14 protein-coding genes are annotated in these 19,965 nt (G+C 75.6%); 9 read left to right on the top strand and 5 right to left on the bottom strand.

All coding sequences use genetic code 11. The annotated features are described in order from the left end of the window. The first annotated feature begins 55 nt into the window (after positions 1 to 55). The 4 genes from ACZ4M8_RS13180 to ACZ4M8_RS13165 all read left to right on the top strand — a co-directional run bounded on the left by ACZ4M8_RS13180 (position 56) and on the right by ACZ4M8_RS13165 (position 5,554). Positions 56 to 1,477: an aldehyde dehydrogenase family protein gene (locus ACZ4M8_RS13180; protein ID WP_467606357.1), complete on the top strand. Its 1,422-nt coding sequence runs from the start codon at positions 56 to 58 to the stop codon at positions 1,475 to 1,477. Between the two features lie 106 nt (positions 1,478 to 1,583). Next, on the top strand, positions 1,584 to 2,948 hold the full coding sequence (locus ACZ4M8_RS13175) for an MFS transporter (RefSeq protein ID WP_467606356.1): 1,365 nt from the start codon (positions 1,584 to 1,586) through the stop codon (positions 2,946 to 2,948). 150 nt (positions 2,949 to 3,098) lie between these two features. Beyond that, complete coding sequence (locus tag ACZ4M8_RS13170) at positions 3,099 to 4,700, top strand: ABC-F family ATP-binding cassette domain-containing protein (RefSeq protein ID WP_467606354.1); 1,602 nt, start codon at positions 3,099 to 3,101, stop codon at positions 4,698 to 4,700. A 71-nt stretch (positions 4,701 to 4,771) separates the two neighbouring features. After that, complete coding sequence (locus tag ACZ4M8_RS13165; protein ID WP_467606353.1) at positions 4,772 to 5,554, top strand: SDR family NAD(P)-dependent oxidoreductase; 783 nt, start codon at positions 4,772 to 4,774, stop codon at positions 5,552 to 5,554. 28 nt (positions 5,555 to 5,582) lie between these two features. On the opposite strand, the gene ACZ4M8_RS13160 is transcribed toward ACZ4M8_RS13165, so the two are convergent. After that, positions 5,583 to 6,764 carry an FAD-dependent monooxygenase gene (locus ACZ4M8_RS13160; protein ID WP_467606575.1) on the bottom strand — a complete coding sequence of 394 codons (1,182 nt, stop codon included), beginning with the start codon at positions 6,762 to 6,764 and terminating at the stop codon, positions 5,583 to 5,585. Between the two features lie 304 nt (positions 6,765 to 7,068). Between ACZ4M8_RS13160 and ACZ4M8_RS13155 the strand changes: the two genes are divergently transcribed. From ACZ4M8_RS13155 to ACZ4M8_RS13135, 5 genes are all read left to right on the top strand, one after another. Further along, on the top strand, positions 7,069 to 7,950 hold the full coding sequence (locus ACZ4M8_RS13155) for an SCO6745 family protein (RefSeq protein WP_467606351.1): 882 nt from the start codon (positions 7,069 to 7,071) through the stop codon (positions 7,948 to 7,950). 500 nt (positions 7,951 to 8,450) lie between these two features. Next, positions 8,451 to 9,050, top strand: a complete 600-nt coding sequence (locus tag ACZ4M8_RS13150) for a cysteine dioxygenase (protein WP_467606350.1) — start codon at positions 8,451 to 8,453, stop codon at positions 9,048 to 9,050. A 74-nt stretch (positions 9,051 to 9,124) separates the two neighbouring features. Continuing rightward, positions 9,125 to 10,831: a non-ribosomal peptide synthetase gene (locus tag ACZ4M8_RS13145; protein ID WP_467606347.1), complete on the top strand. Its 1,707-nt coding sequence runs from the start codon at positions 9,125 to 9,127 to the stop codon at positions 10,829 to 10,831. Beyond that, positions 10,828 to 16,950 carry an AMP-binding protein gene (locus ACZ4M8_RS13140; RefSeq protein WP_467606345.1) on the top strand — a complete coding sequence of 2,041 codons (6,123 nt, stop codon included), beginning with the start codon at positions 10,828 to 10,830 and terminating at the stop codon, positions 16,948 to 16,950. Before ACZ4M8_RS13145 ends, ACZ4M8_RS13140 begins: the two co-directional genes overlap by 4 nt. Further along, complete coding sequence (locus ACZ4M8_RS13135; RefSeq protein WP_467606343.1) at positions 16,947 to 17,684, top strand: thioesterase II family protein; 738 nt, start codon at positions 16,947 to 16,949, stop codon at positions 17,682 to 17,684. Before ACZ4M8_RS13140 ends, ACZ4M8_RS13135 begins: the two co-directional genes overlap by 4 nt. A gap of 20 nt (positions 17,685 to 17,704) precedes the next feature. On the opposite strand, the gene ACZ4M8_RS13130 is transcribed toward ACZ4M8_RS13135, so the two are convergent. The 4 genes from ACZ4M8_RS13130 to ACZ4M8_RS13115 all read right to left on the bottom strand — a co-directional run bounded on the left by ACZ4M8_RS13130 (position 17,705) and on the right by ACZ4M8_RS13115 (position 19,960). Further along, positions 17,705 to 18,247, bottom strand: a complete 543-nt coding sequence (locus tag ACZ4M8_RS13130) for a class I SAM-dependent DNA methyltransferase (protein ID WP_467606341.1) — start codon at positions 18,245 to 18,247, stop codon at positions 17,705 to 17,707. Positions 18,248 to 18,514: 267 nt separating this feature from the next. Then, positions 18,515 to 18,910 (bottom strand): DUF2267 domain-containing protein, encoded by a 396-nt coding sequence (locus ACZ4M8_RS13125; RefSeq protein ID WP_467606339.1) that lies wholly within the window; start codon positions 18,908 to 18,910, stop codon positions 18,515 to 18,517. 117 nt (positions 18,911 to 19,027) lie between these two features. Next, a complete protein-coding gene (locus ACZ4M8_RS13120) occupies positions 19,028 to 19,423 on the bottom strand; it encodes a DUF2267 domain-containing protein (RefSeq protein WP_467606572.1) in 396 nt (131 codons plus the stop codon). A gap of 105 nt (positions 19,424 to 19,528) precedes the next feature. After that, complete coding sequence (locus ACZ4M8_RS13115) at positions 19,529 to 19,960, bottom strand: Hsp20/alpha crystallin family protein (protein WP_467606337.1); 432 nt, start codon at positions 19,958 to 19,960, stop codon at positions 19,529 to 19,531. Between the last annotated feature and the right edge of the window lie 5 nt (positions 19,961 to 19,965).

The raw sequence follows: 19,965 nt of genomic DNA, 5'->3' as shown, positions 1-19,965 counted from the left end.
ACCGCGCATCCATGACATCCCGGCACCGGACCGGCCGAGCGGCAGGAGAACACCTGTGACCACACCCCTCGCGCACCACCTCATCGACGGCGAACGGACCGCACCCGCGGCCGATACCGAGTACGCCGAAATCCTCGATCCCTGTACCGGCGACCCCCGCCTGCGGGTGCCGTGTACCGAAGCCGCCGACGTCGACCGCGCGATGCGGTCGTCGGAGGCGGCGTTCGGCGCGTGGTCGCGGACCACGCCGGGCGAGCGCCAGGCCGCGCTGCTGGAGCTGGCCGACGCCGTCCTCGGCCGGGCCGCCGAGTTCCGCGACGCCGAACTCGGCGACACCGGGAGCCGGGACGCCGCGGAGGAGATCGGAGGGGTCGTGGACGAGATCCGCTTCTTCGCGGGTGCCGCGCGGCTGCTCGACGGCGTGGCGGGCGGCGAGTACGCACCGGGTCACACCTCCTACACCCGGCGGGAGCCGGTGGGCGTCTGCGCGCAGCTCGCCCCGTGGAACTTCCCGCTGCTCATGGCGGTGCTGAAGTCGGCCCCGGCGATCGCGGCGGGGAACAGCGTGGTGCTCAAACCCGCGCTGACCACGCCCTCGTCGGCGCTGCTGCTCGCGGAGACGGCCGCGCGGGTGCTGCCGCCCGGCGTGTTCAACGTCGTCTGCGGCGGCCCCGCGACCGGGCGGCTCATGGTCGAGCATCCGGTGCCGGCCGCGGTCTCGCTGACCGGATCGGTCGCGGCCGGGGTGGACGTCGCCACCCGGGCCGCCGCCACGCTCAAGCGCACCCACCTCGAACTGGGCGGCAAGACACCGGTGCTGGTCTGTGCCGACGCCGATCTCGCGGAAGCCGCGCGGACCATCGTCTCCGGCGCGGTCGCCAACGCGGGGCAGGACTGCACCGCCGCCACCCGGGTCCTGGCCGTCGACGCCGTCCACGACCGGCTGGTCGAGGCACTCGCGGCCGAGGCGGCGGCCCGGCGCCCCGGCCCGCCGTCGGACCCCGAAAGCGCCTACGGGCCGCTGAACAACCCCGAGCAGCTGGCGCGGGTCCAGCAGCACATCGACACGCTGCCGCCGCACGCGCAGGTGGTCACCGGCGGCCACCGGGCCGGGGACCGGGGCTTCTTCTACGCTCCGACCGTCGTCGCCGGAGTGCGGGCGGACGACGCCATCACCGGCGCCGAGGTCTTCGGGCCGGTCCTCACCGTCGAGCGGTGCGCCGACGAGGAGGAGGCGCTGCGGCGGGCCAACTCCTCGCCGTACGGCCTCGCCTCGGCGGTGTGGACCGCCGACCACCGGCGGGCGATGCGGCTCACGGCGGAGCTGGACTACGGCACCGTATGGGTCAACACGCATCTGCAGTTCCCCTCGGAACTGCCGCACGGCGGCTTCCGCCGCTCCGGCCACAGCAACGACCTGTCCCGGTACGGATTCGAGGCCTACACCCGCATCAAGCAGGTCACCCACCGCCTGTAGCGGACCGCCGCACGGGTCTGTCCTACGGATATCCGCAGCGGGCGGCCGGGCGGGCCGGGTTCGCGCCCCGCCCGGCCGGCCCGCCCGGCATCGAGAGGGGAAGACGGTGGCTCGGTCTCCAGGGGTCCTCGCGCCGCGGTGGCGGCTCACCAGCATCGGTATCGCCGTCGCCATCAGCCTGTTCGCCTTCGAGGGCATCGCGGTCGCCACCGCCATGCCCGCCGCCGTACGCGCACTGCACGGACTGGCCTTCTTCGGCTGGCCGTTCAGCACCTTTCTGGTCATGAACCTGGTGGGCCTCGGCCTGGCCGGCCAGTGGTGCGACCGCGCCGGGCCGCGCCGCCCGCTGCTCACCGGCATCGCCGTGTTCACCGCCGGACTGCTGCTGGCGGGGACCGCCGGGCACATGGCGGTGTTCGTGGCGGGCCGGGGCGCGCAGGGGCTCGGCGTCGGCCTCGCCTCGATCGCGGTCTTCCAGCTCGTGGCCCTCGTCTACCCGGCCGACCTGCGCCCCCGGGCGCTGGCCATCATCTCCGCGGCCTATGTGCTCCCGGCGCTGGTCGGACCGGTCGTCGCGGGCACGGTCACCACGCACGCCGGGTGGCGTTGGGTCTTCCTCGGTCTGGTGCCCCTGGTGCTGGGCGGCGGCCTGACGCTGCGGCCCGCGCTGCGGACGGCGCGGCCCCCGGGCCGGGAGACGGCGGGCCGCTCCCGCACACCGCTCTTCGCACTGCTCGCCGGTGCCGGGGTCGTCGCGCTCCAGTCGGGCGGCGGCGCCGTGGCCGCCGGACGGACCGCTCCCGCCGTGCTCCTGTCGGCGGCGGGGCTGGCGGCGCTGTGGGCGGGGCTGCGCGCGCTGCTGCCGCCGGGCGCGGCGCGGCTGCGGCGCGGCGTCCCCGCCGTGGTCGCGCTGCGCGGCCTGCTGGCGGGCGCCTTCTACGCCGTGGAGTCGGTCGTGCCCCTGACCCTGGCCACGCTGCACGGGCTCGGGGCCGTGGCCTCCGGCCTGCCGCTGCTGGCCGGGGCCGTCGGCTGGTGGGCGGGGGCCCAGGCGCAGGGCCGGCTCACCGCGCCGGGCCGGGCGGCGCTGCTGCGGTGCGGGCTGGCCGCCCTGGCGTGCTGCTTCGCGGGCGTGGCGGTCACCTGCCTGCCGGGCGTACCGGCGTGGCCGGTGTACCCGCTGTGGATCGTGGGCGGCCTGGGCATGGGGGTGTGCGTGCCGACCACCGGCGTGCTCGTCCTGGACCAGTCCGCCGCGGACGAGACGGGCGGCAACGCCTCGGCGCTCCAGATCAGCGATGTGACGGCGGCCGGTCTGGGCACGGGCGCGGCGGGGGTGCTCGTGGGCGCCACCGCGGGCCCGGGGTTCGGCGTCGGGATGGCGTCGCTGGGCCTGCTGGCCGCGGCCGTCTGCGCCGCGGGGGCGGCCGGCGCCTCGCGGACAACTCCGGGGCGGGCCGTGGCGGCGTGAGCGCCCTGCCCGCCCCCGAGCCGAAATTACGTGGCACTCCCGGTTCGCCGGTCGCTAGCATGACCCGCATGTCCACTCCGCGCGTTTCCTAGCGACCGCCTCCCGCTTCAGGGGACAGGTCTGTCGTCAGGAACTCACGGAGAGCACAAATTGATCACTGTACGTAACGTCGATGTGCGTGTCGGCGCACGTCTGCTGCTGTCGGACGTCAACTTCCACATCGCCCCCGGCGACCGCGTCGCCCTGATCGGCCGCAACGGCGCGGGCAAGACGACGCTGATGCGCACCATGGGGGGCGACCTGCGCCCCGCCGCCGGGACCATCACCACCACGGGCCCCCTCGGCTACCTCGCCCAGGATCCGCGCGGCGCCGACGAGGACCAGACCGTCATCGACCGGGTGCTGGCCGCCCGCGGGCTGGACCGCGCCAACGCCGCGCTGCGCGCCGCCGAGACCGCCATGGCCGAGGCGCGCACCGACGCGGAGCGGGATCGCGCCATGCGCGCCTACACCAGGGCTCAGGACGAGTTCGAGGTCCGCGGCGGCTACGCGGCCGAGGCGCTGTCCGGGCGGGTGACCGCCGGTGTGGGGCTGCCGGACCGGGTGCTGACGCAGCGGCTGGGCGAGCTGTCCGGCGGGCAGCGCCGCCGCGTGGAGCTGGCGCGCATCCTCTTCGCCGAGCAGGACACACTGCTGCTCGACGAGCCCACCAACCATCTCGACGCCGACTCCATCGCGTGGCTGCGGGAGTTCCTGGCCGGCTTCCCCGGCGGCGTACTGATGATCAGCCACGACAACGAGCTAGTCGAGGCGGTGGCCAACCGCGTCTTCCACCTCGACGCCGAGCGGCTCACGATCGACGTCTACAACACCGGCTGGCGGCGGTATCTGGCCGACCGCGACGCGGCCGAGCGCAGGCGCACCAGGGAGCGGGCGAACGCCGAACGCAAGGCGGCGGCGCTGCGCACCCAGGCGGACAAGATGCGCTCGCACGTGGCGACCGCGGTGGCGGCGAAGAACATGGCCCGCCGCGCCGACACCCTGTTGCGGGAGCTGGAGCCGGTCCACCGGGCCCCGCGCGTGGCCCGGGTGCGGCTGCCCTCCCCGCAGCCGTCCGGACGCATCCCGCTGGCCGCCGTCGGCCTCTCCAAGTCCTACGGCGACCACACGGTCTTCGACGGGATCGACCTCGCCGTCGACCGGGGCAGCCGGGTGGTCGTCCTCGGGCTCAACGGTGCCGGGAAGACCACGCTGCTGCGCCTCCTGGCGGGTGAGCAACAACCCGACCGGGGCCGGGTGGTACCCGGACACGCCCTGCGTCTGGGGTACTTCGCGCAGGAGCACGAGACCCTCGACCCCGAGGCGACGGTCTTCCGGTCGCTGGCGTCCGCGGCGCCGGAGCTGACCGACGGCGAGGTGCGGCAGGTGCTCGGCGCGTTCCTGTTCCGCGGTGACGACGCCGACAAGCCCACCGGCGTGCTCTCCGGCGGCGAGAAGACCCGGCTGGCACTGGCCTGTCTGGTCCACTCCGGTGCGAACGTCCTGCTGCTCGACGAGCCCACGAACAACCTGGACCCGCTCTCGCGCGATGAGGTCCTGGCCGCTGTGGGCGACTATCCGGGCGCCGTCGTGATGGTCACCCACGACCGCGGCGCGGTGGAGGCGCTCCGTCCCGACCGCGTCCTCCTCCTCCCCGACGGGGACGAGGACCTGTGGAGCGACGCCTACGCCGATCTGGTCTCCCTGGCCTGATCACGCCCGCGCGCCGCGGCGCACCAGCCCTTCCCGGTCCCGGTGGACCGGCCGACAAGCTGAGGAGCACCATGCCCGATCTGCAAGGCCGCACCGCACTCGTCACCGGTTCCTCGCGCGGCATCGGCCGCGGGATCGCCGAACGGCTGGCGGCGGACGGCGCGCGCGTGGCGGTCCATTACGGACACGACGCACAGGCGGCGCACGACACGGTGGCGGGTATCCGCGACCGCGGTGGCGCGGCGTTCGCCGTGGGCGCCGATCTGTCGACGGTCGCCGGGGCGGAGGAGTTGCTGGCCGAGGCGGCCGCCCGGTTCGCCGAGGGGGGCCGGGACCGGCTCGATGTGCTGGTCAACAACGCGGGGTTCAGCAGGACGTTCTTCGAGGCCACCACGCCGGAGATCTTCGACGCGCTGTTCGCGGTGAACGCGCGGGCGCCGTTCTTCCTGGTCCAGCGCGCCCTGCCGTTGCTCGCCGACGGCGGCCGGGTGGTGTCGGTCTCCTCCGCGGCGGTCCGGGTCGCGGTCGCCGACGTGGCCTACACGATGGCCAAGGCGGCGGTGGTGGCGATGAACCGGACGCTGGCGCATCTGCTGGGCGAGCGTGGCATCACGGTCAACACGGTGGCCCCGGGCGCCGTGGACACCGATCTGACCGCGGCGGAGCGGCGGGAGCAGCCGGAGGCGAGGCAGGTCGTGATCGACATGACCGCGCTCGGCCGGATCGGCACCCCCGCCGATGTCGCCGGCGTCGTGGCGTTCCTCGCCTCGGACGACGCGAGGTGGGTCACCGGTCAGCTCATCGAGAGCAGCGGTGGCCTGTTCCTCGGCCTCCCCCCGGGGCTGACGCAGTGACCGCACCCGGCCACGTGGAGGAGGCGCCCTAGTGGGACTCGCCCAACCAGCCCGCGTCCGACGGCGCGTCGCAGCCGACGAAGGTGTTCACGAACGCCTCGGTGGCCCGCGCGTCGCCGGCGGTACGGGCCAGATCGGCCAGGAAGTCGGCGCCGAAGGGCCGCAGTTCGGCCTGTTCGCAGGTGTAGGCGAAGGCCGCCAGCCGCTGGGCGTCGCGGGTCGCCGCGTAACCGGCGAGCGCCTCGTCGAGCGCGGCGCCGTCGGGGAGGGCGGGGCCGAGGGCGTCGGCGAGGACGGCGGCGTCGGCGAAGGCGTCGGAGATGCCCTGCGCCGAGACGGGGTCCTTGTGGTGGCCGGCGTCCCCGGCCAGAACCCATCCCGGGCCGTGGGCGCGCCGCCGGGCGTTGCGGACGGCGGCGGCCCGGGGCCCGGTCACCAGCGTCCCGCCCTTGAGGGCCTGTTCGGCCTCGGGGACCGCCCGCAGTGCGGCGGTGTAGAACTCCGCCGCGCGGCCGGGGCCGGGCGCCTCCTCGGGCGGGAAGATCAGCGACACCACGGTGAGGCCGCCGTGCGTGGGCCACAGGGAGATGCCGCGCCTGCCGCGGAACACCACCCTCACCCCGGGTTCGGCCAGGCCCGACCAGTAGCCGTAGAGACTGCGGGCGAGGGTGCCGCGGTCCTCCGTGACGGGGGAGCCCGCCAGGCGCGCGACGGTGGAGTTGCGGCCGTCGGCGCCGACGACGAGCCGGGCGCGCACGGTGGCGGGGCCGTCCGGTCCGGACCCCTGCACCCCCGCGACACGACCGTTCTCGACGAGGAGGCCGGTGACCGAGAAGCGTTCCCGTAGCCGTGCGCCCCGGGCGCGGGCGGCGGCCACCAGCAGCGCGTCCAGTTCGGTCCGCCGGGGCGCGTAGGTCACCGCCTGCGTCCGGCCGGCTTTCGGTACGCCCGCCAGCACCTGGCCCTCGAAATCGAGGGAGACACTGCGGACGGGCGGGCATCCGGATTTCTCCAGTGCCGGAATGAGACCCCAATCGTGCAGTTGCCGGACACCGGGCCACCTTATCCAGTGGGTGGATAGCGTGTCGGCTCCCACGGGGTTTCGGTCAACGATTTCGACGGTGTGCCCCTGCGCGGCGAGAAGCATTCCTAGCGGCGCGCCCGCACACCGCGCGCCCACGATGACGACATCACAAAATCCGCCTGCCACATCTATTTCAGCATTCACCGAAACACCTCCGCCTCACTGTGGGAAATGCACTCTCGAACTCGGAGTTTGCGCAGGTCGTACGGTGGTTCGGAGTGCGGGGAAGTAGCGTCGAGTATGACATCCGGCGCGTGGCGCGACGAGTGACTTTCGGACTGTTGGAAGACTTTATCGCCTGGCCGAATTGCGACCGTAAAGCGGGGCGCCGTGTGTTTTTCCTGCCCGCCGGGCCCAGTATTAAGCCCACCTTGCCGGTTCTTTTCAGGAACATTGACAGCCCTCTGCGGACAGACCTAGCATCCCCTTCATGTTCAGCGATTCGATCCTGTTAATTGCATCGCGCTGCCATGAGGTGGGGGACCCGGTACATCTCCTCTGCTATTTCGCCCCCGAGGTCGACCAGGAGTTCACCTCGGCCGGGCTGGAGCCGGGTCACATGGGGTACTTCGCCGGCCGCGCCGCCCCGCTCGGGCGCGCCTCCTCCGCCGCGGTGGCAGCCGCGTTCTTCAACTTCAACCCCGCGCTCATCGCCCGCCATCTGCCCCGGGCGTGGGATCTGGCCCCGCCCGAGCGGGTGACCCAGGCCCGTCTGACCGCCGTGGACCGGGCCTTGCGCCGGGTCCTCGGCGAGGAGACGGTGCGCGGTCCGGAGGTCGCCGAGGCGGCCCGGCTCGCGCGGACGGCCGCCGAGGCGTGCGCCCCGGAGGGCCGGCCCCTGTACGCGGCCCACGCGGAGCTGGAGTGGCCCCGCGAGCCGCATCTGGTGTTGTGGCACGCCCTCACGCTCCTGCGTGAACACCGCGGCGACGGTCATATCGCCGCGTTGGTCGGCCACGGTGTCGGCGCCGTCGCCGCGCTGATCACCGACACCGCCACCGGGCAGAGCCTCTTCACCGCGGAGCAGGCCCGCCGGCACCGCGACTGGTCCACCGCCGTCTGGGAGGCGGAGACCGCGGCGCTGACCGAGGCCGGCGTCCTGGACACCGCCGGGCAGCTGACGGAGAAGGGCAAGCACCTGCGCTCGCGGATCGAGGCCGCGACCGACGCCGCCGCGGCTGCCCCGTACCGCTCGCTGGGCGCGGAGCGCGCCGAGCGGCTGATCGCGCTGTGCACACCGCTGCGCGACGCGGTGGCCGCCTCCGGCGAACTGCCGGGCCACGACGCCGCGGACGGGTCCGTCCAAGGGTGAGACCGCCCGCTTCCCACCGGTGGCTTCCGCCGGCCTCCGGTCCGGCCGTGGAAGGAGCGATGCCCGCGCCGCACGCCAGGCGCCTTCAGATTCCGTAAGCCCCCGTGCGCGTGTCCCACGTGTCCGGGGGACCGTCCGGCGAGCGCCCGTCCGTGTCGCGGGCCGCTCGGCCCTTCGTTCCCGTCCCGCCGCGGGACGCCGTGTCCGGACCGCCATCCGGCCGCGGGCGTCCCGCGGCACGGACACCGGATCCCGTCCCCGGTCCGCCGGGGCCCGACCGGCACCACCGCCTCCGCGACGGCATCGCGGACCCTCTTCGCCGGACCTGACGCCGCGGGCACGTGTCACCCGCGTACGCCCGCGCACCGGTCCCCGCCCCGCGGCGCCGACCGGCCGCGCCCTCGCGGTGTCCGGCGCCGGCCCGTGCGCGCCGTCAGACCCGGCGCGCACCCCCGCACTCCCGCACCTCGCCATCCGACCACCCCCAGCGGAGGTGACCCATGGACGTCACCGCACTCATCGATGCGGTCTCGCGGACCAGGAGCCGAGCCGACCAGCTCACCCAGGAGGAAATCACCGACCGGCTCTCCCGCGCGCTCACCGCGTTCACCACCTCCCCGGCGAACCAGCACTTCGCCGAGGAGTACCGACCCAGCGGCAACTACACGCGGCTGCTGCTGAACTCCCCGCACGACGCCTACCAGGTCGTCCTCGTGTTCTGGGGGCCGGGACAGGGCAGCCCCGTCCACGACCACGACGACACGGTCGGCGTGGTCAGCGCGCTCACCGGCGAGACGAGGGAGATCAAGTACGTCCTCACCCCGCGGCGTGAGGGGCACGTCGAACTCACCGCCGCGGACGAGTTCCTCCTGGCCCCGGGCCGGGTCACCCCGATACTGCCCGAACGCGACAAGCAGCTGCACCTGATGGTCAACGAACGCGACCACTGGTCGGCCACCGTCCACGTCTACCTCACCGCGATCCACCGCTACCGGCAGTACACGGTGGCACCGGACGGCACCTACCGGCCGACCGAGACCCAGCTGTGGTTCGACGAGTCGGACGTCGGACGCCGGATGCCCGCGAGCACCCGTACCTGACCCACCGGAGCACGCCGCCCGGCCGCCGGGACACGCCGCGAGGACGGTGCCCGGTCCCGTAGAGAGAGGTAGCGATGGATCTGCTGGACGCCGTGGCCCGCCAGGCGCGCCGGACCCCGGACGCCGTGGCGCTGACCGATCACCGCGGAACCCGTCTGACCTACGCCGGGCTCCGGGCCCGCGCCCGCGCGGCGGCGGATTCGCTGACCGCGCTCGGCGTGCGGCCCGGGGACCGGGTGGGGCTGGTGCTGCCCCGCACGGCGGAGCTGTTCGTGCTCGAACTCGCCGTACTGCTCGCCGGCGCCTGCTTCACCCCGTTGGACACCGCCCAGCCGCCGGACCGGCTGCGCCTGCTGCTGGACCGCGCCGCGGTGGCCGTGCTGCTCACCGACGACGCGGAGCTGGCACGGGACGCCGGTGTCCGCGCGGTGCGGCCCGGCGCGCTGCCCCCCGCGGACCCCGCCGCCCCCCGCCCGCGGGCCGCCCGCCCCGAGGACCCCGCCTACTGCCTCTTCACCTCGGGTTCGACGGGGACACCGGTGGGCACCTTGATCAGCCGCGCCGCGCTGGACGTCTACGTGGCGGCGTACGCGCGGCTGGTCGGTGCCTCACCGAGGGAGCGCGGGGCGCAGCTCGGCTCACCGGGGTTCGACGTCACCATCGACGAACTGTGGCCCTTCCTGACCACCGGCGCGTCGGTGCACCTCGCGTCCGACGCCGACCGCGCCTCGCCCCGCGCGCTCGTGGACTGGCTGCGCGCGAACCGGATCACCCAGACCTACATCCCGCCGCTGCTGCTGGAGTCGGTCTTCACCCTGGACGGCGCGGAGCTGGGGGACGTACGGCTCATCCGCACCGGCGGTGAGCGCCTCGCCGCCTACCCGCCGCCGGGCTTCCCCAGCCGTGTCCTGAACGAGTACGGGCCGACGGAGACGGTGGCCGGGGCGGTCTTCTGCGACGTGTCCGCCTGGCCCGACCACGGCATACTGCCGCCGATCGGCAGGCCGCTGCCGCACATCCGGGCCCGCGTCCGCGACGAGACGGGACGGCCGGTGGCACCGGGGACGCCCGGCGAGCTGTACCTGGGCGGCCCGACCGTCGGCATCGGGTATCTCGGCGACGAGGAGCGGACCGCGCGCAAGTTCGTCGAGGTGGACGGGGAGCGCTGCTTCCGCACCGGTGACCTGGTCCGCGAACTCCCCTCCGGCGACCTGGAGTTCCTGCGGCGCCTCGATGACCAGGTTCAACTTCTGGGAAAACGCGTGGAGTTGGGCGAGGCGGAGACCGCCGCGGGCGCCCACCCCGCGGTCCGGCGGGCGGCGGTGGCGGCCCCTACGGACGCGGCGGGGCGCGCGGAGCGGCTGGTGTGCTTCGTGGAATGGCACCCGGGCCACGGAGACGGCGAGACCGACGGGCTCCTGGCCCATCTGCGCCGCACGCTCCCCGCCCACATGGTGCCGTCCGAGGTGCACACGGTCGACCGGCTGCCCACGACCCCGGCGGGCAAGGTCGACCGGCGGGCCCTGCTCGGCGCCCGGCCCGGCACCGCCCACCCGGCGCCGACACCGGAGGCGCTGGTGGGGGTGTGGGAGCGGGTGCTGGGGGTCAGCGGCCTCACCGCCGACGCGGACTTCTTCCTGCACGGCGGGGACTCCGCGCGCGCGGTGAGCGCGGTGACCGAGATCGGCCTGCGGCTCGGGCTGCGGGTCACCGCGCGCGATGTCTTCGTCCATCCCACCCCTGCCCGGCTCGCCCGGCGACTGACGGAGGAGATCCGGTGAGCGCAAGCCCCGTACTCGACATGATCGAGGCCACCGCGGCCGCCCACCCCGACGCGACGGCCGTCGTCCAGGGCGGAGTGTCGCTGACCTACCGTCAGCTCGCGGCGGAGGTGTCCCGGTTCGCCGTGGCGCTGGCCGCCCGGGGCGCCTCTCCGGGGGCGCATGTGCTGCTGGCCCTGGACAACCGGCCCGAGTTCGCGGTCGCCTACTTCGCCACGGCGGCGGCGGGCTGCACGGTGGAGGCCATCGATCCGGACCAGCCGCCGGAGGTACTGCGGCGGCGGCTGGCCGACAGCAGCCCGGCCGTCGTGGTCACCACGTCCGGCCACCCGGTGGCCACGCTCACCGACCGCCCGGCCCTGTGCGTGGACCAGCCCCTCCCCCGGCCCCCTGAGGCCGCGCCCCGGCCCGCGCGGGCGGGCGGCCCGTGGGTGACCGCGCTCTCCTCCGGCAGCACCGGCGAGCCCAAGCGCGTCGTACGCGAGCAGGCCCATCAGGTCGCCGAGGCCGGCAACATCACCACGACGGCCCGGATCACCGCCGGGGACGTCCTGCTCTGCCCGGTGCCGCTCTTCCACGCGCTCGGGCAGTTCTGCTGTCTGCTGGCGGCAGTGCGCTCCGGCGCCACGCTGGTGCTCACGGACCGGGGCGCGGACGCCTCCGCCGTGGACGCCCTGGTGGCGGCGCTGGCCCGGCACCCCGTCACGCTGCTGATCGCCGTGCCCCAGCTCTTCGACGCCCTGGCCGACCTGCCCGCGGACGTGCCGGTGGACCTGGGCGCGGTCCGCCTGTGCCTGTCCGGGAGCAACTTCCTCGACCCTGCCGTGGCGCGCCGTTTCACGGCCCGCTTCGGCCTGCCCGTACGCCAGACCTACGGCTCCACGGAGGCGGGCAGCGTCTGCTGGGACGTCGGCGCCGAGCCCTCCCCCGGCACGGTCGGCACCCCGCTGAACGGTGTACGGGTCGAGGTGGTCGGCGAGAGCGGCGCTCCGCTGCCGCCGGGTGTCACCGGCGAGATCGTGGTGTCCGGCCCCGCCGTCGTCACCGATCCCGGCACCGGTCACCACCGCACGGGCGACCTGGGCAGCCTGGACGCCGAGGGCCGGCTGACCGTCGTCGGGCGCTCCCGCGTGCTGATCGACACCGGGGGGCACAAGGTCAATCCGGTCGAGGTCGAACGCGTCCTGGCCGCCCACCCGTCGGTCGCCGACGCGGGCGTGGCCGGGATACCGCTGCCCGGACGGGGCGCGCTGCTGGTGGCCGCGGTCCGCCCGCGCGAGGGCGCGACGGCCGAACCCGCCGTGCTGCTCGCCCACTGCGCGCGCCGGCTGCCCGCGCACGCGGTGCCCCAACGGGTGCGCGTGGTGGCGGGCATCCCGCGCACCCGACTGGGCAAAGTCCGCCGCACGGAGCTGGCCGCGCTGCTCGCGGACGGCGCGGACGGCGGCCCCGACCCCGGGGCGCGCGAGCGGCTGGCGGCGCTGACGCCGGACCGGCGGCGCGCCGCAGCCCTCGCCCGTCTGCGCCGCGCGGTGGCCGAGGTGGCCGGGACGGACCCGGAGGCGGTCTCCCCCGACGCCCCGGCCCGGTCCACCGGTGTGGACTCACTGGCCGCCCTGCGGCTGCGCACGGCCGTCCACGCCGAGCTGGGCGTACGGCTGCCGCTCCCCGTCCTGCTGGGCCCCCGCCCGCTGCGGGAGGTGGCCGACGAGCTGGCCCGGCGGCTCGGCGGACCGGGCGACGACGCCGACCCGGTGCCGCACGGACCGGCCGACGGGCACTTCCCGCTCGCCCCGAACCAGCTGTCGCTGTGGCACGCCGACCAGCTCCATCTGGGCGGATCGGCCTATGTGGTGGCCGTCGCCGCGCGGCTGACCGGCGGTTGCGACGTGGCGGCACTGCGGCGCGCGTGGACGGCGCTGGCCCAGCGGCACCCGGTGCTGCGCACCTCCTTCCCGCTGCGCGACGGGGTGCCGGTGCAGCGGGTGGCCGCCGAGGCACGGGTGGACTTCACGGTCGTACCGGGGGCGCCCGGTGGGGGCCGCACGTCCCGCGAGGAGCTGACCCGTTCGGCGTTCGCGCCGTTCGATCCGACCGCCGGGCCGCCGCTGCGCGTCCGGCTGCACACCGGGGATCCCGACGGCCCGGTGCTGGTGGTCTCCCAGCACCACCTGATCACCGACCACTGGTCCACGGTCCTGCTGCTGCGGGAGCTGGCGGTGCTCTACGCGGCGGAAGCCACCGGCGACGAGGCGTATCTGCCGGTGCCCGCGCACAGCTACGCCGACTTCGCGGCATGGTCCCTGGCGCGGGCCCGCTCCCCGCTCGGCGCGGCCGGCCTCGACCACTGGAGGCGGGAGCTGACGCCACCGCCCCCGCCCGCGGACCTGCCCACCGACCGGCCCCGGCCCGCGGTGCGCGGACAGCGCGGGGCGACACTGCGCACGGACCTGAGCCGGGCGCGGGCCGCCGCCGTGCGCGCGTACGCCCGGGGCGCGGGCACGACGCCGTACGCCGTGCTGCTCGCGGTCTTCCATGTGCTGCTGCACGAGCGCACGGGACACGCCGACAGCGCCGTCGCGGTGAACACCGCCAACCGTGACCGGCCCGAATTCGCCGACGTGCCGGGGTGTTTCACCAACATCGTCGTGCACCGGGTGCGGCTCTCCCCGCAGCAGTCGTTCGCCGCCCTCGTCGGCTCGGTCGGCGAGCGGCTGCTGGCGGGTCTCGACCACAGCGACATCACCGTCGATCAGCTCCTGGGCCCGCTGGGCGTGGAGCGCGACCGGGGCCGTGCGCCGCTGGTGGAGGTCGGGTTCGGGCAGAACACCGCGCACGACCCGGCGCTGGGCCCCCTCGGCGCGCTGCTGACCACCGACCGCGACGGCGCCCGCGTGCCCCTGGGGCCGCTGACCCTGGAGGCGGTCGCACTGCCCCGCACCGGCGCCGTCTACGACCTGGCCGGGGTGGTGACCGAGAACGGCGACGCGCTCGCGGTCACCTGGGAGTACGACACGGACCTCTTCACCCGCGCCACGGTGGCCGGGCTGGCGGACCGCTTCGCGGACCTCGTGGACACCCTGCTCGCCGCGCCCGACGCCGCGTTGGGCACCGTCGCGCCCCCGTCCCCCGCCCTCCCTGGGCCCGCCGCGCCGCCTCCGGGCGAGCCGGTCGCCGACCGGGTGCGCCGATGGGCCGCGACGGAGCCCGAGGCACCCGCGGTCGTCGACGGAACCGGCACGGTGACGTACGGCGCGCTCGACCGGGCCGCGGACCGGGTGGCGGCCACGCTCGCCGCGCACACCGGCACGGCGCCGCCCGCCGTGGTGGCCGTACGGGCCGGGCGGGCCGCCGATCTGGCCGCCGCGTGCCTGGGCGTGCTGCGCGCGGGGCTGGTCTGCGCGCCCCTCACGGGCGAGGGCGGCGCCGAGTCCGCCGAGCCGGCCGAGGTGGGGGCCACGGTGCTGGTGGACGCGGCGGGATGCGCGGACGCCCCGGACGCGGCGGCGGTGCCCGTCGAGGTCCGGTCCGGGCCGCCGCACCGGCACCCCGGCGGCCTACCGGATCCCGCGCTGGTGGTCCGCACCAGCGGCACGACCGGCCCCCGGCGCCCCGTGGTGCTCGGGCACCGGGCGCTGGCCGACGCGGTGCGTGACGACGAGCGGGGCGAGGTCCTCCTGGCCCACGGAGCGGCCGACCGGCTCGCGTGCGAACTGCTCACCACCCTCGCGGCAGGCAATATCGCGGTGCCCCTCGCGCCCGACGTCCGGCTGGCGGAGCTGGCGCGCGGCCGGGCCGCCGCCGTGGCCACGCTCACCCCCACCGAACTGGCCCTCCTCGTCTCCCGCCGGGACGGCGCCACCGCTCCCGCGGTGCGGAAACTGGTGGTCGGCGGTGAACCTCTCGGCGCGGACCTCGTACAGCGGTGGCGCTCCGGCGTCCCGGGCGGCCGCCTCGTGCACACCTACGGCGGCGCCGAGTGGGGGCTCGTGCTGGCCGAGGAAGAGGTGGTGGGCGACGGGGACGCGGAGCCGGCCGACGGCGTCGTGCCGGTGGGCCGGCCCGCGCCCGGGACGGCGCTGTGCGTGGTGGACCCGTGGGGCCGCGCCTGCCCGGCCGGGGTGCCCGGGGAGATCTGCGCCGCCACCGGGGAGCGCGCGGCGCCGCTCGGATCCCCGGGGCAGGACGCGGCGCTCCCGCACCCGTCGGACCCCGGGGTCCGCGTGCGGCGCACGGGGGACGCCGGTCTTCTCCTCCCGGACGGCAGACTGGTCGTCCTCGGCCGGCTCACGCAGATCCGCCCCGAGCACGGCTACCGCCGGGACCCGGCGCGGGTCGAGTGCGCGCTGCGGCGCCATCCCGCCGTACGGGCGGCCGTGGTCGCGGACGGCGCGGAAGGGCCCGTCGCCGTGGCGGAGACGGACGGCAGCGTGTCCGTGAGCGCGCTGCGGAAGCTGCTGCACGGTGCGATGCCCGCCCATCTGCTGCCCGAACGGCTGTGGTGCGAGGCGCAGTTGCCCCGTACGCCGGACGGCAAGGCCCGGCGTACGCCGCCGGCGGAGCCGGAGACCGGCCCGCGGGCGTCCGCGCCCGCCGAGGAGCTGACCGAGGTCGAGGCGGCGTTGGCGCGGGTGTGGCGCGAGGTGCTGGGCGTCGCCCACGTCGGTTTGGACGACGACTACTACGCGCTGGGCGGCGACTCGGTGCAGGCGGTACGCATCGCCACCAAGGCCGCGGAGGCGGGCCTCCAGCTCACCCGACGCCATCTGTTCACCCACCCGACCGTCCGCTCCCTGGCCGAGGTCACCACCTCGGCCGCCGCCGCGACCACGGTCCGGGCCAGTTTCGCCCGGCGCCGGTCCCTCCCGCTCACGCCGGTGCAACGCTGGTTCTTCGCGCTGGCGTTGCCGGACCCGGGCCACTGGAACCAGTCGGTCGCGGTGACCGTACCCCCCGCGCTGTCCGCGGAGGTGCTGACGGACGCCGTACGGGCGGTGGCCGACCACCATCCCGTCCTGCGCCACCGCTTCCGCCACCGCGGGGCGAGCTGGGAGCAGGTCATCGATCCGACCGCGCAGTCCGTGGCCGTCGAGGACGCCGAGGCCGACGGCGACGCGGCCGTCCGCGCCGCGATCGGACAGGCCCGGCGGGGCTTCGACATCGCCGCGGGTCCGCTGCTGCGCGCCACGCTGATCCGCTCCGGACCGGAGCGGCGGCTTTTGGTCCTGACGGCGCATCACCTGGTGGTGGACGTGCTGTCGTGGGGCGTGCTGCTGGACGACCTGCGCACGGCCTGCGCCCACGGCACGGCGGGCGAACCCGTCCGGCTGCCCCCGGTGCCCGTCACCTACGACCGGTGGGCCCGGTCCCTGCGGGACCACGGCGGCGAGGACACCGGGGAGGGCGCCTCGCGCGGCGCGCCACCCGGGGAGCCCGGGGAGCCCGGGGAGCCGCCCACGACGTACGAGGGCGCCACCCGTGTCATCGAGCGCGCGCTCGGCCCGTCGGACACCGGGCGGCTGCTCGGCGGTGTGCGGGCCCGCGGCGCGCACCCGGCCGACGCCGTCCTGGCCGCCGCGGCCACCGCGGCCGCCGCCGGGCTGGGCTGCCGCACGGTCCGCGCCGTGACCGAACTGCACGGCCGGGACGAGGAGAAGGCCGGCGGTGCGGACCTGTCGCGGACCGTCGGCTGGTTCACCGCGCTGGCGCCCGTGCGGATCGCCGCGGCGCCCGACACCGATCCGCGTACGGTGCTCGACGCCGCTCGGGCGGCCCGCGTGGACGCCGGGGACGGCCACGGCGCCGCCCCTCCCACGGGCGCGGACCGGCCGTGGCTGAGCGTCAACTATCTGGGTGCCCTCGGCTCGCTCTTCGCGGGCGCGGCGGGCGGCGCGGGCCTGACGGAGACCGCGTTGCCGGACCGGGGCGACCGGGGGCCGGACAACCCCCGGCCGTTCCACTGGGAGTTCAGCGCCCACACGGAAGAGGACGAGTTGCGGTTGCGGCTGGCACACGCGGACGGCACGGACCGGGCGGAGCGCCTGATGGATGCCGCCTGCGACTACCTCCGGGACCTCGCCGGGGCCCTGGACCGGGCGGAGCGGGAGGCGGCGCGATGAGCGGACAGTGGCTGGTGGACCTCGTGCCCGCCGGGCGGCCGCGGCGGGTGGTGTACCTCTTCCCGCACGCGGGCGCGGGCGTCGCCGCGGTGCTGGCGCTGGGCCGCGCCCTGGGACCGGACCCGCATCCGGTGGCGGTCCGCCTGCCCGGCCGGGAGGCGCTGCTCGACGAGGCACCGCTCGACGATCTCCCGGCGCTGGCCGCACGGCTGGCCACCGCCATCCTCGCCCACGCGGACGGCGCCGAGATCATCCTCTACGGCCACTCGTCGGGCTCGGTCCTCGCGTACGAGACGGCCCGTGTCCTCGCGCCCGCGGGCCCCGCGCTGCTCGCGGTCTCGGCGCAGCAGGCGCCGGGGACGGCCGTCCGCACGGCCGCCGGCTGCTGGGACCTGCCCGACGAGGAGTTCTTCGCCCAGGTCGTCGCCGACGGCTACCTGCCCGCCGAGTTGCTCGAAGCCCCCGACGTCCTGGAGATGGTGGCCCCGGCGCTGCGCGCCGACTACCGGGCGACGCACGAGTACCTCAGCGGGACGGCCCGCTGGACGCCGCTGGCGGCACCGGTCCTCACCGTCCGCGGTACGGAGGACCGCACCGTCGCGGCGGCGGACCTCGCGGCGTGGTCGGCGCTGACGACGGGTGGCCACACGACCGCGGCGCTCGCCGCCGGACACAACCTGCTGCGCGACTGCCCGGAACAGCTGGCCGGCGTCCTCCGGCAGGCGCTGCCCTGACCGCCGTGCACCGCGGGCGGTCAGGGCCTGCGGTGCACGGAGACCGCGTACGGCCCGCCGGCGTAGGGCTCGCGCGACCACGTCGCGTACCTGGCCTCCAGGTCGAGCCCCGCCGCGCGGCAGTGCGCGTCGTAGTCGTCGAGTCCGTAACCGCGGTCCAGGGAGAACCCGGCGACGAGACGGCCGCCGGCCGGGACGTGCCGGGCCGCCCCGGCCACCAGCTCGGCCTCCGTCCCGGGCGGGGTGAACAGCGGGACGTTGCCCGCCATCACCACGAGGTCGAAGGTCCGCCCCAGGTCGAGACCGACCAGGTCCCGGCGGTGCCAGTCGACCTCCGGTGCCCGGCGCCGAGCGGTTTCCAGCATCGAGGCGTCGGCGTCCACCCCCGTCACCTCGATCCCGTGCCGGGCCAACTCCACAGCCACCCGCCCCGTTCCGCACCCCGCGTCGAGCACGCTGGCCGGCCCGAAGGCCCGGACGAACACGGCCTCCCCGTGCACGTCCGCCCCCTCGGCGGCCATCCGATCGAACCGGGCCTGGTACTCGTCACCGTTCCACGTCATACGGCCCACCTTGGCACACCGTCACCCGCCGCCCCAGGGTGCCTTTCCCGCCTCGGCCGCAGGCCGGTCCGGCGCCCGGCCACAGCGGCGGATCCGCCGCTCGGCCGGGCCCGGAAACCGTCCGGACAGGGACCTGGTCAAGGGGAGTCTCCGGCGGGACGGACCGCGAGCGCACCGCCGGCGGCCCCGGGGCTCGTCCGCCGCCCCGCCGCCACCGGCTCCCCCGGCCGGCAGCCTCGTCGGCGGGTTTCTTCTTCCCGGGGGTCCCTAGGCGGCCCGGGTGAGTTCGGCGCGGCCGAACAGCAGCGCGTAGCCGGTGGGGAGTTGGCGGAGGATGCCGGTGAGGAGGTCGGGGCCGGCCAGGGCCGCGACGACTCCGAGGACGGACCCGGTGTCCCAGCGGGTGGTGCCCAGGGAGGCGCCCGTGCCGGCGGCGAGGTCCTTGACGAAGGCCCAGCCGGTCAGCGGCCGGGTGTCGGGGATCTGCGCGGTGAGGATGCGTGCGGCCTCGAAGGGGAGGCGGGCGGCCAGTTCGACGCGTTCGTCGCCGGTCAGCTGGCGTCCGAGCCCCGCGAGGACCAGGCGGACGACTTCTTCGGCCTTCTCCCGGGTGGGGTACGCGCCTTCGTAGCGGACCTTCTCCAGCAGCTGCTCGTACGTCATCGCGGGTGAGTGCTGCAGCGGTGCACACCGGTCGGACATCACTGCGGTGGTTGCCTTTCCGTAGCCGGGTTCGGGTGCCGGGGCCCGCGCGGGTGCGCGGGCCCCGGTGTGTGGTGGTCAGGCGGGCTGGGGGCGGCCGAAGAGGAGGTCGTAGCCCGCGGGGAGCTGGAGCAGGATCTGCCCCAGCAGGTCGTCACCGGCGGCGTCGGCGACCGTGCTGAGGACGGCGCTGACGTCCCAGGTGGCGGTCTGTTCGGTGGCCCCCTCCATCCAGGCCGCCGCCGCTCGTACGAACCGCTCCGGCGACAGGGGTTCGGCGCTCTGGAGCGGGTTGAGGAGGTTCAGGGCGAAGCCTTCCGGCAGACGTGCCGCCAGTTGTGCGCGGACCTCGCCGACCAGGTGCGCGCCCAGCAGGCCGAGCACTACGCGGGCCGCGCGCTCCGCCTCCCGGAGGGTGCTGTACTCACCGCGTTCCTTCACGTGGTCGAGGAACGCTTCCCATCGCAGGGTCACCTCGGCCGCCACCCTTCTTCGATCCGTCCGTGGGCGCGGAGGACGGGGCGGGGGGAAAGACCGGGGCCCCGTCCTCCGCCGCTGTCCGGCCTTTCCTCGTCCGGTTCAGCCGGAGATCTCCTTGCGGTCGGAACCGGCGCCGATGGAGATCTTGCGGGGCTTGGCGCGCTCGGCGATCGGGATGCGCAGGGTGAGCACGCCCGCGTCGTAGTCGGCCTTGATGCGTTCCGTGTCCAGGGTGTCCGCCAGCACGATCTGCCGGGAGAAGACACCCAGCGGCCGCTCGGACAGTTCCATCTGCACGTCGTCGGCCTTCGCGACCGGGCGGCGCTCGGCCTTGACGGTCAGCATGTTGCGCTCGACGTCGATGTCGATCGCGTCGGCGCTGACGCCGGGAAGGTCGAAGGCGACCACGTATGCGTCGCCCTCGCGGTAGGCGTCCATCGCCATCGCGGACGGGCGCGACCACGTACCCGGGCCCATCAGCTGCTGAGCCAGCCGGTCGAGCTCTCGGAAGGGGTCGGTGCGCATCAACATCACGG

Source organism: Streptomyces sp. NPDC027185 (assembly GCF_055567035.1).
Note: the sequence above shows the minus strand (reverse complement) of the source record. Positions and strands in the feature narration are given on the sequence as shown.

Bases quoted from the DNA above. Each gene is read 5' to 3' on its own strand.
- ACZ4M8_RS13165 (WP_467606353.1), top strand. From the start codon at position 4,772: ATGCCCGATCTGCAAGGCCGCACCGCACTCGTCACCGGTTCCTCGCGC.
- ACZ4M8_RS13155 (WP_467606351.1), top strand. From the start codon at position 7,069: ATGTTCAGCGATTCGATCCTGTTAATTGCATCGCGCTGCCATGAGGTG.
- ACZ4M8_RS13150 (WP_467606350.1), top strand. From the start codon at position 8,451: ATGGACGTCACCGCACTCATCGATGCGGTCTCGCGGACCAGGAGCCGA.
- ACZ4M8_RS13145 (WP_467606347.1), top strand. From the start codon at position 9,125: ATGGATCTGCTGGACGCCGTGGCCCGCCAGGCGCGCCGGACCCCGGAC.
- ACZ4M8_RS13135 (WP_467606343.1), top strand. From the start codon at position 16,947: ATGAGCGGACAGTGGCTGGTGGACCTCGTGCCCGCCGGGCGGCCGCGG.
- ACZ4M8_RS13130 (WP_467606341.1), bottom strand. From the start codon at position 18,247: ATGACGTGGAACGGTGACGAGTACCAGGCCCGGTTCGATCGGATGGCC.
- ACZ4M8_RS13125 (WP_467606339.1), bottom strand. From the start codon at position 18,910: ATGACGTACGAGCAGCTGCTGGAGAAGGTCCGCTACGAAGGCGCGTAC.
- ACZ4M8_RS13115 (WP_467606337.1), bottom strand. From the start codon at position 19,960: ATGTTGATGCGCACCGACCCCTTCCGAGAGCTCGACCGGCTGGCTCAG.